Here is a 15,023-nt window from a genome sequence, read left to right as displayed (position 1 = left end):
GCCTCGTGCTGTGAAGTTTCTAGATCACCAAAAACCGAGCCATCATCGGGGCAAAGAGTTGCAAGAGATCACCGATCAGCTGTCCGTATCGATCGGTTCTGCTCGTTAACGTTTTGGGCGTGCGCCGGGGCGCATCGCCTTGAGAGAAGTGGCACCCGCAGGAGCGTGAGCATAGTGACGCTTACGCGGGACCAAGTGGAGCGACGAGACCGGTTAATAGGGCCCCAAGTGGCGATGGCTTGGGTCTTGATCCGGTCGCACTCCTTCTCCGAAAAAGAGGTCGCCGGCCCGCTGCGCCATGCGAACAAAGTGTGCTGTCGGCTCGCCTTCCATCAACCCATTGCGAGAGAACTGGCAGCCCCTATGGCGAAGTTGCCTGCTTGCATATTGCTGTACAATCGGCCGGTTCCATCGTCGGAGCCATCGTATCGACTGTAATACTGCTAAAACATAATCTGGTGATTGGGCTTTCTGAATGTCCGATCCGTCGAAATAGCCTGTTGGAAAAAATATAAAATCGATAGCGAGAGATCCGAAGACTTCCCAGCCCTCTTCGAATGCCTTTGAAGCCTAATCAGTTCTGGTCGTTTTCCGGGGGGGGGGCGTGGAAGGGACGCAATGAGCGGGTTAGGTTTTCAAAAGGCTGCTTGAAACGTAACTGGGGTCTTGGTACTCGAACAATTGGATCCTTCCGACCGAAGTAAGTTGCTGGCCGAGAAAGACCGAAAGTGCGAACGGCCCATAGAAGAACAGCCTGGTCGTGCGGAGCTGACGGACCTTCAGCAGCTTGCCAAGCTCTTCCCGGACGGCCATTGCCATAGCGACGGCGTCGCCATCGCCGCCGATGGACTGCGCTCCCTGGCTCGGCGGTGCCATGAATACGAACGCATTAGGCGTCTGACCGGTGGACTCAACGTACCGCATGACATCCATGCGGCCATCGCCACGAATGTTCAAGCCAAGAACGAGATCGGCACCACTTGGGTCGGCCTCGGTGATTTCCGTCTGCAGGACGTAACCGGGCGTCGGCGTCGCGTCCGAGCGCCAAAAATCCTTTGCGGGCGGCTGCGGGATTTCGAACGCCCAGCTGCCCACCGCCGGGAAGGTTGCGCCGAGAGCGATGCCGGTTGAGAGGGCACATTTTCCGCGGAACCGTATGGTACGCACGGCGCCCGCTGCCATAATCTGTTTCCTCAAGGCATCGAGTTGCGGGACAAGTTCATTTGTCCAGGCATTGGGCGAAGGCACTTTGCGCGACCCGCGGTCAAAGAGAGGCGTCCAATCCAACTCGTAGTCCGCTGGCGGTGTGAATGCTTCCTTCGTCCAGTTGTGGACCCAGAGCGTAACGCTGGCTTCTGCGGACAAGTCAGTGAGAACCGCAGAACGCAACAAAGTCTCGAGCGACGACTTGTCCAGGACGACGCCTTTGCTGGCGCCAATCTTGCGCAGCAAAGCATCGTAAGCGGGCAGAACCATCGCTCGAATCTTACTTGCGAATTCAGGGTGGTCGAGGATCCTGCCGATGAAGTGATCAAGCGCCTTCTCATCGTGCGCCAGATAGCCATAGCCGACGTCGATGTAAACTTTCGCGTGGATGAAGGCGATGTCCTCGTCGCTCAGACCCACGTTCCGCATGCGCTCGTCGACGCCGTGCTGAGTCTGCGCGAGTGCCGAAGGCTCGTCGTCATAGAAAGGCTTGGCGTTCCGGAGGCGAGAAAGTCCCGTTTCAACAGGCCGCATCTGCGGCGAAAGACTTGGGCACGCCAGCCGGAATTCCTGATAGACGCCCGGCATATCCGCCTCAAAACCACGAAACGTCGCGATGACCTCCTTGAATTCGGCGGGCGCGACGTCGTGGTCCTTGGTCTGAATGTGCTTTCGGCGCGACTTTCCGTTTTCAAGATAACGGATGTCGATGTCGCCCGTACCTTCCGTGAAGAGCTGGTGAAAGGTGCCATCCTGTAGCCACATCGGCAGGTGGCACACCGTATAGCGGGTCTGGAAATCAAAGCCCTTACCAGCATTAATCCCGCCCATCGCCTCGGGCGAGAGGAGCGATCCCTTATCATCCGGCGATCCAGAGGTGGTTTTGCCCATTCGCCACTCCGCCTATTACTTGTCGCCGCGCAATCTCGATACCATCGCATCAGCCATTATTAACTCCGAGCCGATTGTGCGTCATGCAATCTCACGAGATCGGGAACTTAGGACCAAACAATGCTCGCCAAGCCTTTAGCGAGTCGCCCTGGCGTCCTTTGCGACTCAGATCAATAGCAAATGCAGCATCCCGTTCGGCTGCACGCAGGAGCGTACGTGCGCGCTCCTTTCGGGCCTGGTCCATGCCGTCGCTAATCGGCGGCCCCAGCCCTGCCGGATCCGGCCATGTGTCGAAGATGCGGTCGGCGAGCGTCGCGAAGAAGCCTTGAATCTCGCGGTCGAAGCTCCCACCGAAACCGCCGTGAAGCACTTCGAGGGCCATCACCTCGATCAAGAAAGACGGCTTAACCGGCTTCTCCCCGTGCTTGGGGTTGTTGTTCCAATACTTTACCATGCGAACGAGGCCCTTCCACTCGCTGGAATAGGCTTGATGAGCCGCTGTGGCTTTTTCAGCATGGGTCTTTGGGTTGGTCTTGATCCACCTGCCGAGATCGTTATCCGGAATCTCGTAATCGCTACCGGCCTCAAAGGCGGGCACGGCGTCCACGCTCATAATCCGGTAGTCGGTGTTGTCCTCCGCGTCAACATGCACACCGAAGTCGATATTGATCGAACGGCCTTGCTTCTTTGCGGCTTTATCCCCGTATTTCGTGACAAGCGCGTCGTGGAAGTCGGCGAGCACGACTGAAGGCGACTTGGAACGATAGTCGTGCTTATTCGGGTTAAGCACAAAGAAAATGTCGACGTCCTTGAGCGGCTTAGTCTTGGTCCAGCGCGCGTAGGAACCCGTTAGGAAGTCGCTGCTGATGGAAAACTTCGTGTCCAGGTAGTTGCGGACTTCCTTTTCACGAGAGGACGCATTGTCCTGTTCGCGCTGGTTCAGCTCCAGCTTGCTCTTGAACTTGCGAAACGCTTCGTTGGTCGTGAGCATCAGGCCCTCCTCAAATACGACGTGCTGCCGCTAAGGCCGCTATGCTCGACGGTCGTCCCCACACTTTGGCGAATCATGCCTTCGGTAGACCGCACGGTCCCCTTGCCCCAGCCGGCGATGTCGTGCCGGCCCGGCTTGTTTTGTAGCCATAGCTCGTACTTCGCTTCGCTCGGAGCCAGCCCAGCTTTGCGAATTGCGTATTTGAGTGCTTCCGCGTCAGTCCAGAAGCTCCCATCGCCGCCGGTCCAGCTATAGGAAATCTCGATCTTCCATTGGAACAGGAGTTGGCCATTCTTGGGGTTATAGATGTCAAGCATCACGCTTTGAAGATCACCCGACTGCAGCCAGCCATTGACCCCGCGCATATACAAGTCCCAGTCCTCAACAAAGGCGGCCGGGTCGAGCCCGCTAAGGCGAATGATGTCTTTGAGGCTTTTGAGGATATTTTCGGCCACATAAGTGACCGAGTGCGTGTAGGAGTAAACGGATACGGCGACTGCGGTCATGATTCGAGCAATCCCTTGAGGTCAGGCACAAGCGAGACCTGTGCGGTCACCGCCGCCGGCTCGTCTTGGTCAGCGGCTACGCTGGCGTTGAGTTCACGCGCGGTGATACGCGAGCTATGCTTTTTGAGCGCGCGCTGCACCCAGTCGAGTTCGTCGGGATCGCACGGCAAGGAAACCGCCCAATCGCCCTTCAGGGCATCGTAGCCGAGCGCGGCTTCGTTCGCGTCCGAACCATCCACGGCATCATCATCGAAAAGGCAGTAAACGCGTGTGCGTGGCCCGTCGCAGGTCGCGACGATCGCGTGATCTTTCGGCGACCGATCCGAGATGATACTGGCAGCGATGCCCACAACATCCAGCAATTCCTTGCGTGCGGGGTGCGTGGCGCCAGGCGCCAACAGGTCGACGACCGCATGCCAGGTTTTGGTAGAATCGCGCGCCGGTGTGCTGACAAAGGTGCGGCGGGAAACGGTACTCATGGGTCAGCACTCCGCGGCCGCGCGGCTCGCCTTCGCGGCTTTGGCAGCCGCGAGGATTTGCGCGAGCGTCAGGTTCCCGGGCGCGGTAGCCGTTTCAAGGTTCGTGGCAATGGCGCTACCCACCATCTTGCGGATCGCCCGGCCATCCAGGCCGACGCATGCCGCTGCGCAGTCCGCAAATTCCGGCGCGTTCACCAGCTTGCCGATCGCGGGGTAAACGGCGCCGAGGCCGATGAGACAATCCTTCAGGATGTCGGCACAGGCTTCCTTGTTTGGCAGCGGGATTTCGAGGATCAAGTCGCAGCGGGAGGTAAACGCGCTATCTACCGCACGCGGGAAGTTGCTCGTTGCGACAAACAGGAGGTTCGGATAGCGCTCGGCAAGCGCATCGAGTTGAACTAGCACCGCATCGGTGGCACGGTGCACGTCGACGGGGTTGGCATCCATGCTCAACTTGGCGCGATCGGCGGCCAGGGTCTCGACTTCATCCAGGAGCACAACAACAGGCCCGCCGGCAGCAGCTTCGGCGATGGCTTGCGCGAACAACTCGGTCACGGCCCGCTGGCTCTTCCCCAGCGATGAGCTCGCGAGCTGGTGCGGCTCGACCTCCATCAGCCGGAATTTGTCGTCGGGGAACGCTTTGGCCACCCGATGCGCAAGGCCGCGCGCCAGCGAGGTCTTGCCCGTGCCGGGCGGCCCCACCAACAGAATCACCCCATGCAGCGGGAGCACGTTGCGGCTGACTTTGCTCCGCATCGAGAAATTCAGGACGGCCTGAGCCAACAGCTTCTGCTTGACCGCCGGATCAAGGATGATCGAGGTCCAAAGCGCGCCGAGGCCGTCGTCTGGGAGAGGAAGTATGCGCTGGATACCCTTGGGCAGCTCGATTTCAGCGGCGAGAATTTTCAACTGGGCCGTCACATTTGCCTCCGGTTGCGGTTGCGGGTTCTCGCAAGCGAGAGGGCCCAGTTGGGAGTCGCCAACCCGTCGAGGGTCAGCCCAAGGCTCGTATTGACGCATAATTCGAACAACCCGCTCCCAACAAATCTGCTGGGAACCATAAATCGCGAGTTCTCGATTCGCAAGGCTTGCCAACAGATTTGCTGGCATGTATTCTCCGTGCAGTGTGCACCGAACCGTGGGAGCGCATAAAATGCCCGCCAGTTCAGTCACTTAGATGCCATCGACGTACAGATTCAATCCCGGCTTCCAATCGGACGACGAGTCCGTTCAGAACTTCATTGTACGCAAGGCAGACCTCGCTCAAGTCCTCGGGCCGCTTCGGGAAGGCGCGACAATCCCGCCTCGCGTGATGATCGTGGCGCCGCGCGGCGCCGGCAAAACCACCCTGTGCCGCCGCGTGTTGGCAGAAGTAAATCGGGATCCGGCTCTTCGCGCGCGCTGGCATCCAGTCTTCTTTGGCGAAGAGAGCTACGCCATTACAACACCGGGCGAGTTCTTTCTCGAATGCCTTTTTCACCTTCAGGATCGATCGGATGATCGGACCATAAAGGATGCCTACGAGCAGGCTCTGTCTCCCCAAAGCGAGAAGGATCTGATCGATATTGCACTAAAGACATTGCGTGCTTTTTCTAAGCGCGTTGGAAAGCGCCTTTTGATCATCGTCGAAAACTTCCAAACTATCCTTGATGATCAAATTGGCTCCGGCGCGAAAGATTTGCTGAAACGTCTCTCCGACGCAGATTGTTTTGGTGTTCTCGCAACTTCGGTTTCCCAACTTGTTACGGAAGAAAACGTCGCCCTACCGAGAGATTTCCTGCGACTGGATTTGAAGCCTCTCTCGCGCGAAGAGTGCCGCGCGCTTTGGAATGCACTTACTCGGCAAGACATAAAAACAGAGCGCATTCGCCCGCTGGAAATCCTAACTGGCGGCAGCCCGCGCCTGCTTCACATTCTTGCGGATTTTATGCGATCGCCTTCGCTTCATAATTTGATGGAGAACTTAAATTTCCTTATCGACCAGAATACCGAATATTTCAAAAGCCAGCTTGATAGCCTCCCTCCAACCGAGCGAAAGATTTTTGCGGCGCTATTAGAAGCGTGGGACCCAGCCACTGCAAAACAAGTTTCTGATGCCGCTCGCGTGACGACGAATACGGCATCGGCGATGCTCTCACGTCTGACAGAGCGTGGCGCCGTCATTAAGAGCCCTGGATACGGCAAAACGGCGCTCTATTCAGCCTCCGAGCGTCTCTTCAACATCTATTACCTCATGCGGCGCCGAAGCCACCCCTCCAGCCGCGTGCGTGCGCTCGTGTCATTTATGACGGATTACTACGATCGAGATGAGCTCATCGACACGGCCACTACCCTCGCCCGCGAAGCTTGTTCGGTTGGTCCTGACAGCCGAATGGACTACCACGCTTTTTATGATGCCATCCTTGCACGCGCACCGGTTTTAGTCCGCACGAGTATTCTAGAGCGAACGCCTCCCGATTTTCTAACTTCTTTTACTGCACATCAAAAAGCGACGGCGGAAAGCGCCCGGGCGAATGCAGCGTTGCCCGCAACTGAATACAGGGGCGTCGACAACGCCCTGCAGGCACTCTTAGGCAGAGCTCAACAATCCACGGATGACGGCGACCTTGAGAGGGCCATTGAGCTTTACTCCGAAGCCACTCAACTCCGTCCAGAGGCTGTTGCGCCCTGGATGAAGCTTGCTGTTCTCTACATAAGCGAAGATCGAGCAGAGGAAGCGATTAAAGCATCTCAGGAAGTCATCCGGCTGCGCCCCAAGAATCCGTGGGGGCCCACGATCAAAGGCATGGCTCACGTTATCGCCGGCGAGACGGATTTGGCTGAAGCTTCTTTTGCGATGGCTCTCGATATTGAACCTGAGTATGGCATGGCCATTGCGGAGCTCGCCGCAATTAAAGAAAAAAAGGGCCAGCGCCAATTAGCGCTTCAACTTTATGAAAAGGCCGCCACGCTCGATGCGCTGACAGACACTACTCGCGCCGGTTATGCACGTGTCTTGCAGGAGGAGAATCGCGCCAGGGAAGCCGAAGAATTATTGCGCGCGGCTATCGACGAGGACGAGGAATTCGTAAGCCGACGGGCGCTCGTCGAACTGCTGAGCGATAGTGGCCGGCAGCAGGAAGGTTTCGACGTGCTTCGTCGCGTCGCCATGCGGTCGCAGGATTGGCGCCACTGGGCTGATCTCGGTTCCTTCCTCCTTGCGCGGGATAGCCGCGACGAGGATGCTGCCGAGGCGCTCGCGAAATCCATCGCGTTCGGTGCAGAAGATCCTATGGTCTTCGTTAGTTACGCTCGTGCACTGCAGCGGAGCGGCGAACCGCCCGCACGCATCATTGAGGTAGCCAAGGACCTTGTGGAGCGGCTCCACGACGATCGCGATGCGTGGACAAGTGCGGGCTTTCTTGCAAGCGCGGCTGGTGACAAGACGCTCGCGGAAGCCTACGCGCGTAAGGCAATCGATATTGTTGACGATGCTCACGGCTGGCTCACATTAGCCGTACTCCTCCAGGAACAGCCCAAGCGTTCCTCTGAAGCCGAAGAGGCCTTCCGCAGGGCCGTCGCGCTTGCTCAAAAAGATCGCTTCTGTTCGCCCGTACGTCTCCTTGCCGAATTTCTCGTCCACCGGGGCGAAGAAACTGCTGCCCAAGAGGAAATTTCGAAGTGGTTTGCTGGCGATACACGCTGCTACTGCTGTTCCGTGCTTGAGGGCGACATCGCGGCACGAAGTGGCAACTCGGACAGCGCGAGACGCGCCTATCGAAGCGCACTCGAACAGCGAGAGGATGGGATTCACGCGCTTACCGGTCTGTCGCGCTTCGTAGATCGGGAAGAGGGTGAAGACCTTATCGCTCGCGCGATGGCATCTGATCCGTCCGATCACCGTTGCTTGCTAGCGCGCGCGCGCCTACGGCAGGATGACCTAGAGAGTCAGATTGAAGACGCGTCGGAAGCAATACGTTTGTCATCGTCCTACGCAGAGGCTCACCTTTTTCTAGCCCGGACATTGCTCAGCCATAACGAGGCAAATCGAGCCCAGATGCACTTGGAACTTGCTTTGAAAGAGCTGCCTAAGCAGCGCGAGCTTACCCCCATGTTCGTAGACGCGGCCATGGCTGTGGCCGAGGCTGGTCACGGGGATCGCGTAAGAAGCATTCTTGAGAATGACGAGTTTGGGTCAACCATGGAACCTTTGATTGTCGCGTTGCGGATCAGGCGCGGTGATACTCCCATTGTGGCCAAGGAAGTGATGGAAGTCGCCATGGACATCGCGAACAATGCGCCAGCATCGAAACGTATAGCGGCCAAGCTCAATCCCAATTGAAACTCGTGACTGAGCACACAGCCGTGCCCAAAGCAATTCTATCGGGCACGCGCCGTTCGGGCGTCGAAATCGTGAAAACAGTTCCGACGACCGTTCGATCGCCCGACTGTCACTGCTCCCTTGTGCGCAGAGGATCGCCGTACACGCTCATGGCCATTCAATCACGAAGCTCCGAGCTGAACGCGTCCCGGACGCGAGCATTGGCATCGAACGCAGCATCGATCACCGGCGGGAAGGTTGGGAGCCAGTAGGACGGATTCGGGAATCGATCGGCCACGGTGAGGCGATGACGGTCGTGCACCCCTTGCCGAGGGCTTGCCGCGCGAGACCTAGCGTCGTGTTGGCCATGGGATGCGGATCGAGCCTGCCACCGCTGCATATGAATAGAACGGCAACACCGACGTTTTTCAACGCGGAGCCAAGGTCTGCCCCCGCCATCCTTAGCTCGGCATCGTCTCGGACCACTTGAAAATACCGGTTGCCGGGCACCAATCCGCCGTGGGCGGTGACAATGACCAATTCGGCTCCTTCAAGATTGGACGGCACGACCGAGGCCGTGTCGAGGCTTACGCCATGAGCGGCGAGCGGCTCGGACACACGATCCACGACGGTTTGAAGTGTCTGTCCACCTTCATCAGAAGCCTCCTTCGGCCCGCCGATCGGTCGATTTACGATGTCTCGCCGCACTCAGCCAGGCAAGCGAGGGAGCTGCGGCTAGCTTGCACGTTTGGCCCGCAAACCCGCCCCCGAGACGTATGAGGTTTGGCGGCCAATGCTGAATGTTCGCGGCCGTCACCAGGATCGCGCGCGGGGGTAGCGCTTCGACACCGAGGCCTTCGGTGCTGGTGTGAAACAGGTTGAGCGCATCTTCGTCAACGCCATACCGAAAAGGAAACTCCCTCGACCAGCGCCTGAGGCGCTCCTCCGAGAACACCTCAGCGCTTTCCTTCAAAGTTGGACCGAGCTTTCCGTTCTCGGCGACACAGCGAACGAGGTGTCCTTCGGCATCGACCCCCATCAATACGACAGGCAGTCGCATCGATCGCGACAATTCGACGGCACGTTCGCCGGAGGACTCGATGGTCGGAGGTATCCAGCCCTGATCGGGCGCCACGCCAAGCGATGGGATCGCGTGGTCCGCCAGGATGTCGATGGCGAAAGCGGCAATATCTAAATTCGTTTGCGCTTCCGCGCTACCGAGCAACTGCCGCGCGAGCACGGAGATTTGCCGGACATCGTAGCCGACGTCGTTCGCATCTCTCGCTTGTTCTATCTGCTTCAGGACTTCGAGGACCTGTGCCGCGGTTGGGTGTGGCAGCCGGCTGGCCGCGATGATCCCTCGCAGAGGCGCATGTGCTTCGTCGAGAAGACGTTCGAAGGCTTCGATCGCCTCGGGAGGCGGCGTGACGCCCGCAAGTTCGGCTGCCCGGAGAGCTTCCGCCATGCTCGCGGCGGCAGGAGCAGGCTCATCTCCCTGCGTCAGTACCGTGGGGGCGTTCTGGATGAAGTCGGGGATCAGCGCTTCCAGCCGTTCGCGCGCGTGCGCGGGATCCTGGCGGGCCTGGATAAACCGGGCCTGCAATTCAAGTGTCTGAATCCGGTGAACGTATTGATCACGTGCACCGAAGCTTTGAAGAGCCTTCCGCGCCGCATCAAGAAATGACAGTCCGGCATCAATCATGCGAAGATCGCGCATGAGCCGATAGAGCAACACGCTTTCGTAGAAGACCTGATCCGGCATAGCGCTGTTGTCCGCTGCGAGGCAGCAAAGGGCGCCGACCATGCCGTCGATTGTATTGCCGGTCCGCTGGTAGACGTCGCCATAACAGAGCCAGGCGAGACGCGAACGCGCTTTGGACTCGCCTGCGACCTGAAGCGCATGTTCCGCGTAATCCCGGGCCGCCTGGAAACGGCTCGCCAAGGCCAATCGTACCGCCAGCACGCGCACCAGCGACAAATCCGCATCCGGCACTGAACCATGTCGAGCGACTGCCATGCCTATCGCAAGGATGTTTCTGACGTTCTCGATATCGGCGGGCGTGTCGAGCGGTTCGTAATGCTCCAACAGCTTCCGTATGCCAGCGACGAGCTTGTCCGCGTCTTGCGTCAAAAGCTCCTTGGGGATGTCGATCCGGCCGACAAACACGGGGCTCGCGGACTGAAGCCAAGGCAACGCCACCAGCAAAAAGGCAGCGAGTCGTCCGCAGGCGGCGCCGTCGTCCATGCATCGAGCGCTTCGATCTCGCGCAGGGCAAGGGGCGCGCTGGCGAGCTTCAAGGCCGTATCGACCAGGAGAGCTATCCCGAACAATCCCATCGACTCGGCTGATAGCGCATCGACCAGACGCACACGCACCCGGGCGTCCGCAGGATGGCTTGTGAGGTATCGAAGGCCAAGCAAGACAGCGGCTTGCAAAAGCTGAGGCTCGATGTCGGCTGCCTTGTCACCTCCAAGAACAGCTCCCTCCAGTGCCGTGAGCATGGCAGTGACCATGCTCGCCGTCACATCGGTCTCCGCATCCTCCGTTATGACCGAAAGCGCGTCAGCATAGCGTTGCGCACGAATGGCCTCCCTCGCAATGAATACCCTGGCACGGACCGTCTGCCGCGGATGAGCAGCGATCACCGCTCTTGTCAGGACCTGATAGTCCAATTCGGAAGAGGCGAGGCCTGCGGCCAACGTTTCGTAGAAGCCCGCCATCCGGCGGTCGTCCTCAACTGGCGAAGTTGCCAGGAGCCGGGCCAGCTGAATGAATTCGCCGGCCTCGAGCATCGCGTCGCCACGATGGTGCATGAGCGCCAGGGAGGTCGGGTGTCTCTCCTGAAGAATTTCCTCGCATTTTTGGATCGTCCTCGGCTCGCCAATGCGTTTAGAGAGCGTCAGCGCAGCTTCGATGGACTCCAGCGGCAATCGATCGAAGGCGATCTTCTGCACCAAGTTGCGGGCGATGTCCGTCGCACCGGCTTCCGCGGCCATTTCGGCCACCTGCAGGGCAGGCACGGGCGCAAGATTTTCGATCAATCCCAGTTCGGCTCGAAGCGCTTGCTCCACCATGGGCTGCAGGCCCGCCTTGTGCATCATCTGCACTTTGAGAAGGGGTTTTATTCCGTCCAGCGAGCTTGGAAGCGTATCGATCTCGGCGAGGATCGGTCCCATGACGCCGCGCGCGATCGCTGTGGACCATTTTGCCAGATGCTGCGCGAGGATTGCATCCGGGGCGTCCGGATCGCCACCGGCGAGCACAGCCATTCCGTCAATCGCAAGAAGCCGCTCCTGGTTCGCCTCCTTGAGCGGCCAGTCCTTGTTCGCATCAACGGCAACGTAGCTCGTCGAGGCTCTTGCAGCCAAGACGGCCCCCTCGCACAACGCCGCAAAATGCGGGACCTAGGAATCTTCGACCATTCCAAGAACGGGCCGGGCTCCATAAGGGCCAGGCTCCACGCCGCGATAAAGAGCTCCCTGATCTACAACGACAGCGGCATGCTGCTTGGCAGCTTCAACGATCGAACAAACGGACGCTACCTGAAGGTCTGGCGAGACGGCGATGTTGATGCGGCGCGACAGGACGTCGAGTTCTGAGGTCTCCAGCGCCGTGCCCCGGGATCGAACCACCGCCTCGCCAAGATGGTGAAACAAGGCACTCTTCCGCTCGTCAGGGCCGGCGCTTCCAGGCGGCTGAACGACGATGATCTCGGAAAAGACAGGCTGGCCGTCCTCAGTGTACGAAGATGCGAGGATGGCCAAAATCTCCGCGATGCGAGTGGACGGATTCCCGCCGGCCACCACGAACATGTCGCCGGCTCCCCGGGCGAGCCCATTTTTCCCATACCATTCATGGAAATCGACACCCGAAGATGCGTCGATCGATGATTTCATCTCACTCAAGCCGTTCACCCTTTCCGTCGTCCTGAACATCACTCTTGTCGGCAGTCAGGTGGTGATGCAACCTGACTCAAGCGACGCGCCGCCCATATCTAGCAGAATGGCAGCGATGTCCATCGAGGCCAGCGACAGGCCGGCCTCTTGGCCGGCTTAAAAAAGAAGGCACCCGCAGGAGGGGCAGCATAGCGCCGCCGGGACGGCGTGACCCGGGACCGAGTGCAGTCACGAGACCGATTAACAAGGCACCCGCGCTATGGGCAGTGATAGCGACGCTGGAATGGAATGACGGCGGGCCCCTCGCGCGAGTGCCTCCGGCGAGCGACACCTTATTGTTCGCATTTCCAAGGCGAAGGCAGCAGCGCTAACTCATGCGATAAACGTCGTCTCGCCGTCGTTTATGGTCTCTCAAGCCGCCTCCTGACGGAGCCGTTTCATGTTGGTGCCGATGAGGCGATCGAGCGAGTCAAGCGCCGGGCTCACCTTTTGGCCAAGGAGCACGAAAAAGGAAATGGTGTTTCGCATGAGGGGGCCAAGGAGCCGTCAAACTCGTTTCACCCAGCCCGCCGCCGTGCGTATTTTCGCCCGGGAAGCGTATCGATATCCACCTTCCCGCGTCTTTTCCCACCGAGCTTCACCCACGTTTTCTTCCGCTTCTTCACGGCCAGCAGGGAAATCCGCATCAGATGCGCAACGGCCATCTCGGACTTTCCAAGATCAAAGAGCCGATAGCAGATTTCAGCGCCGCGCTTGGCGAGGCGTTTCGTCGTCTTGATGGTTGCGGGGATGACCGGGAGCATATTCGTCTTCAAGGCCGGTCCCCGTTAGAGACATCTCCGCATTGATCTTCTTCATGGCGGCGTTCCGCTTCCTGAGCTGCCGCTTAATCTTGCCGTCGAGCCGCTTGATCTCCGTGAGAAATGTCTTTTCGGCCGCACGGAACAGCATGGAGTTGAAATTCACTGTCATGATGTAGTGGTGCGTCCGGTACATCTCATCGAAGAGCTTGTGATAATGCTGCAGCCGCTTGACGGCCTCATAGTTATATTTCGGAGCGTTTGACCCGAACAGGGCGAGGTCGCGCGTATATCGTGTCGGACTGAGGTCGCCCAGCATGTTGTGCATTTGATGCGCGACCATGTTGCGGTAATCGATGAGTTCAACGATTTCTTTCTTCTCGCTAGGCTTGATTTCGCCATCGGCAATAAGGGCGTTCGGCGCCTTGTCGACCGGGTTCTTGATGCCTTTCGGGACACGCTCGGCCTGTCCCTTCACCAGCCATCCGTCGGTGGCCTGGATGCGGTCTAGAATTTCCCGCTTCAACTCCTCGGCATAGAACATGACGAGCAGCATCTGTATGGCCCGGTATTTCAGGATGTTTTGTTCAAGGGCTGGGAGGGCTGAACCAAGAGGATCGGTGAAGCGCGGCTTGTGCATGAGCTCGATTGCCCGAGTTGAGGGAGTAGCCGGATGCAAGCATAGGTGATTGCAATAGCTGGCGAAATGCGGTCGGAGGCGCGGCTCTTTCGGGGAAAAATCCGACATTGCCTGCTTGTGGTTGGAACATATCGCTCGGCGCAAGCGAGGTGTGGCTGCTTTATAGTGAGGGCCTGGGAACGGGCGAGGGATTAGTTGAGACAATGCGCTTTGCAACACTGATCGTCGAACAGCTTGATCGCGCAGTGACGGAGATTGCGGTCGATCATCCGCTGAACGCACGTATTGCGCTCATTCTCATTGATAACGCAGCTGAGCTAATCATCCATCGGCGATGCGAGCATCTCGTGCGGGCAGATCAGAGACGTGGCGCTCCAACATTGAGTGCCGCAAAGCGCCGATCCATCCTTGGGCATTATTTTGCGGAGAAGATCAAGTTTCTCGAAAAAGCCTCTGACCTGTCGGCTGAGGAGCGGCATTTCATTGGCGAACTGCACAACCATCGCAACACGCTGTATCATGTGGGCTTGGAGAATGATGATATCATACGCGCCTTGGCTACGGCCTATTTCCAGTTAACCTGCGACTTGTTGGTCCGGCTTGACAACAGGACCCTCGGTTGGCCCAAAAACTTGGTCATCGCCGCTTCACTTCATCAGTATTTCCCCGAGGCGGCCAAGGGGCTCCGCTTCCCCGGCTTCGATACGGGGCATGTTGCGAAAGAGCTTATCGACCATGTCCCAACGGATGCACCGGCGCTTCCGGCGGCGCTCAGCCAACACAGCATGGCCGCTGTCGATCGATTGGAAGCCATGTTTGAAAGCATCAAGCTCGGTCTCGATCGAAAGAACGATCCGGATGATACGTTCCGGCAGCTTCAACACGACATGGACTTCCAGGTCATCGTGCGTGAGCGGATGCGCCAGGCTAACAGGGAGGATGATTTTGTTCCGTTCGGCCATCCCGCGTTGCGGGAGCTTGCCGCAAAGCTCATGCCGGACTGGAAGCCCCGTTATCGTTCGCGGCCCTTCGCCAAATGGCGGACCAAGGCCAAGGCCATCGCAAGCTGTGCTGATGCGCTCTCGGCCGTCGGTAAGTTCACAGATTTGCGTGGCGAGATGTCATATCTGACCGAGGCGGTAGACGACGCTCATGAGACCTTCTGTGGCTGGGTTCAGCAGCAGGAAGACGCGGCCCAGGACGCGCGGGGGCGCTAGTCCGCCAATGGGCGCAGAGGAGCGGAGCCATTTCTGCGGTCGGGAATACTGCCAACGGTCCATTTGAAAGATGCCGGCGACTCAGCAATAGTGGAT

General features: G+C 58.7%; 11 protein-coding genes. 2 read left to right on the top strand and 9 right to left on the bottom strand.

Annotation, left to right across the window (positions count from 1 at the left end; translation table 11 throughout):
- Positions 1–627 precede the first annotated feature (627 nt).
- The 5 genes from I6F09_RS22905 to I6F09_RS22885 all read right to left on the bottom strand — a co-directional run bounded on the left by I6F09_RS22905 (position 628) and on the right by I6F09_RS22885 (position 4,994).
- Entirely contained in the window at positions 628–2,097 is a 1,470-nt protein-coding gene (locus tag I6F09_RS22905) for a dsDNA nuclease domain-containing protein (RefSeq protein WP_225189106.1), read from the bottom strand.
- Positions 2,098–2,188: 91 nt separating this feature from the next.
- The gene (locus I6F09_RS22900) at positions 2,189–3,088 is read right to left on the bottom strand and encodes a CBASS oligonucleotide cyclase (protein ID WP_225144778.1); all 900 of its coding nucleotides are present in this window, start codon (positions 3,086–3,088) and stop codon (positions 2,189–2,191) included.
- Positions 3,088–3,594 carry an HORMA domain containing protein gene (locus tag I6F09_RS22895; protein WP_225144777.1) on the bottom strand — a complete coding sequence of 169 codons (507 nt, stop codon included), beginning with the start codon at positions 3,592–3,594 and terminating at the stop codon, positions 3,088–3,090. Before I6F09_RS22895 ends, I6F09_RS22900 begins: the two co-directional genes overlap by 1 nt.
- Positions 3,591–4,073, bottom strand: a complete 483-nt coding sequence (locus I6F09_RS22890; RefSeq protein ID WP_080134656.1) for a hypothetical protein — start codon at positions 4,071–4,073, stop codon at positions 3,591–3,593. The genes I6F09_RS22895 and I6F09_RS22890 overlap by 4 nt, the downstream gene beginning before the upstream one ends.
- 3 nt (positions 4,074–4,076) lie before the next feature.
- Positions 4,077–4,994, bottom strand: a complete 918-nt coding sequence (locus tag I6F09_RS22885; RefSeq protein ID WP_225172673.1) for an AAA family ATPase — start codon at positions 4,992–4,994, stop codon at positions 4,077–4,079.
- A 256-nt stretch (positions 4,995–5,250) separates the two neighbouring features.
- Here I6F09_RS22885 and I6F09_RS22880 point away from each other — a divergent pair, with 256 nt between their 5' ends.
- Positions 5,251–8,394, top strand: a complete 3,144-nt coding sequence (locus I6F09_RS22880; RefSeq protein WP_225189105.1) for a tetratricopeptide repeat protein — start codon at positions 5,251–5,253, stop codon at positions 8,392–8,394.
- A gap of 634 nt (positions 8,395–9,028) precedes the next feature.
- Here I6F09_RS22880 and I6F09_RS22875 read toward each other — a convergent pair.
- The 4 genes from I6F09_RS22875 to I6F09_RS22860 all read right to left on the bottom strand — a co-directional run bounded on the left by I6F09_RS22875 (position 9,029) and on the right by I6F09_RS22860 (position 13,710).
- Positions 9,029–10,618, bottom strand: a complete 1,590-nt coding sequence (locus I6F09_RS22875; RefSeq protein ID WP_225144774.1) for a hypothetical protein — start codon at positions 10,616–10,618, stop codon at positions 9,029–9,031.
- Complete coding sequence (locus I6F09_RS22870; RefSeq protein WP_225189104.1) at positions 10,501–11,742, bottom strand: hypothetical protein; 1,242 nt, start codon at positions 11,740–11,742, stop codon at positions 10,501–10,503. Before I6F09_RS22870 ends, I6F09_RS22875 begins: the two co-directional genes overlap by 118 nt.
- Positions 11,743–11,778: 36 nt before the next feature.
- Positions 11,779–12,279 (bottom strand): hypothetical protein, encoded by a 501-nt coding sequence (locus I6F09_RS22865; RefSeq protein WP_225189103.1) that lies wholly within the window; start codon positions 12,277–12,279, stop codon positions 11,779–11,781.
- A 732-nt stretch (positions 12,280–13,011) separates the two neighbouring features.
- Complete coding sequence (locus I6F09_RS22860) at positions 13,012–13,710, bottom strand: hypothetical protein (RefSeq protein ID WP_225144771.1); 699 nt, start codon at positions 13,708–13,710, stop codon at positions 13,012–13,014.
- Positions 13,711–13,913: 203 nt separating this feature from the next.
- On the opposite strand from I6F09_RS22860, the gene I6F09_RS22855 reads away from it, so the two are divergent.
- Positions 13,914–14,927 (top strand): hypothetical protein, encoded by a 1,014-nt coding sequence (locus tag I6F09_RS22855; RefSeq protein WP_225172675.1) that lies wholly within the window; start codon positions 13,914–13,916, stop codon positions 14,925–14,927.
- The last annotated feature ends 96 nt before the right edge of the window (positions 14,928–15,023 follow it).

This window comes from Bradyrhizobium sp. IC3195 (genome assembly GCF_020193585.1).
Taxonomy (GTDB): Bacteria; Pseudomonadota; Alphaproteobacteria; order Rhizobiales; family Xanthobacteraceae; genus Bradyrhizobium; species Bradyrhizobium yuanmingense.
The sequence above is the reverse complement of the archived record's forward strand: the minus strand, read 5'-3'. Positions and strand labels throughout refer to the sequence as shown.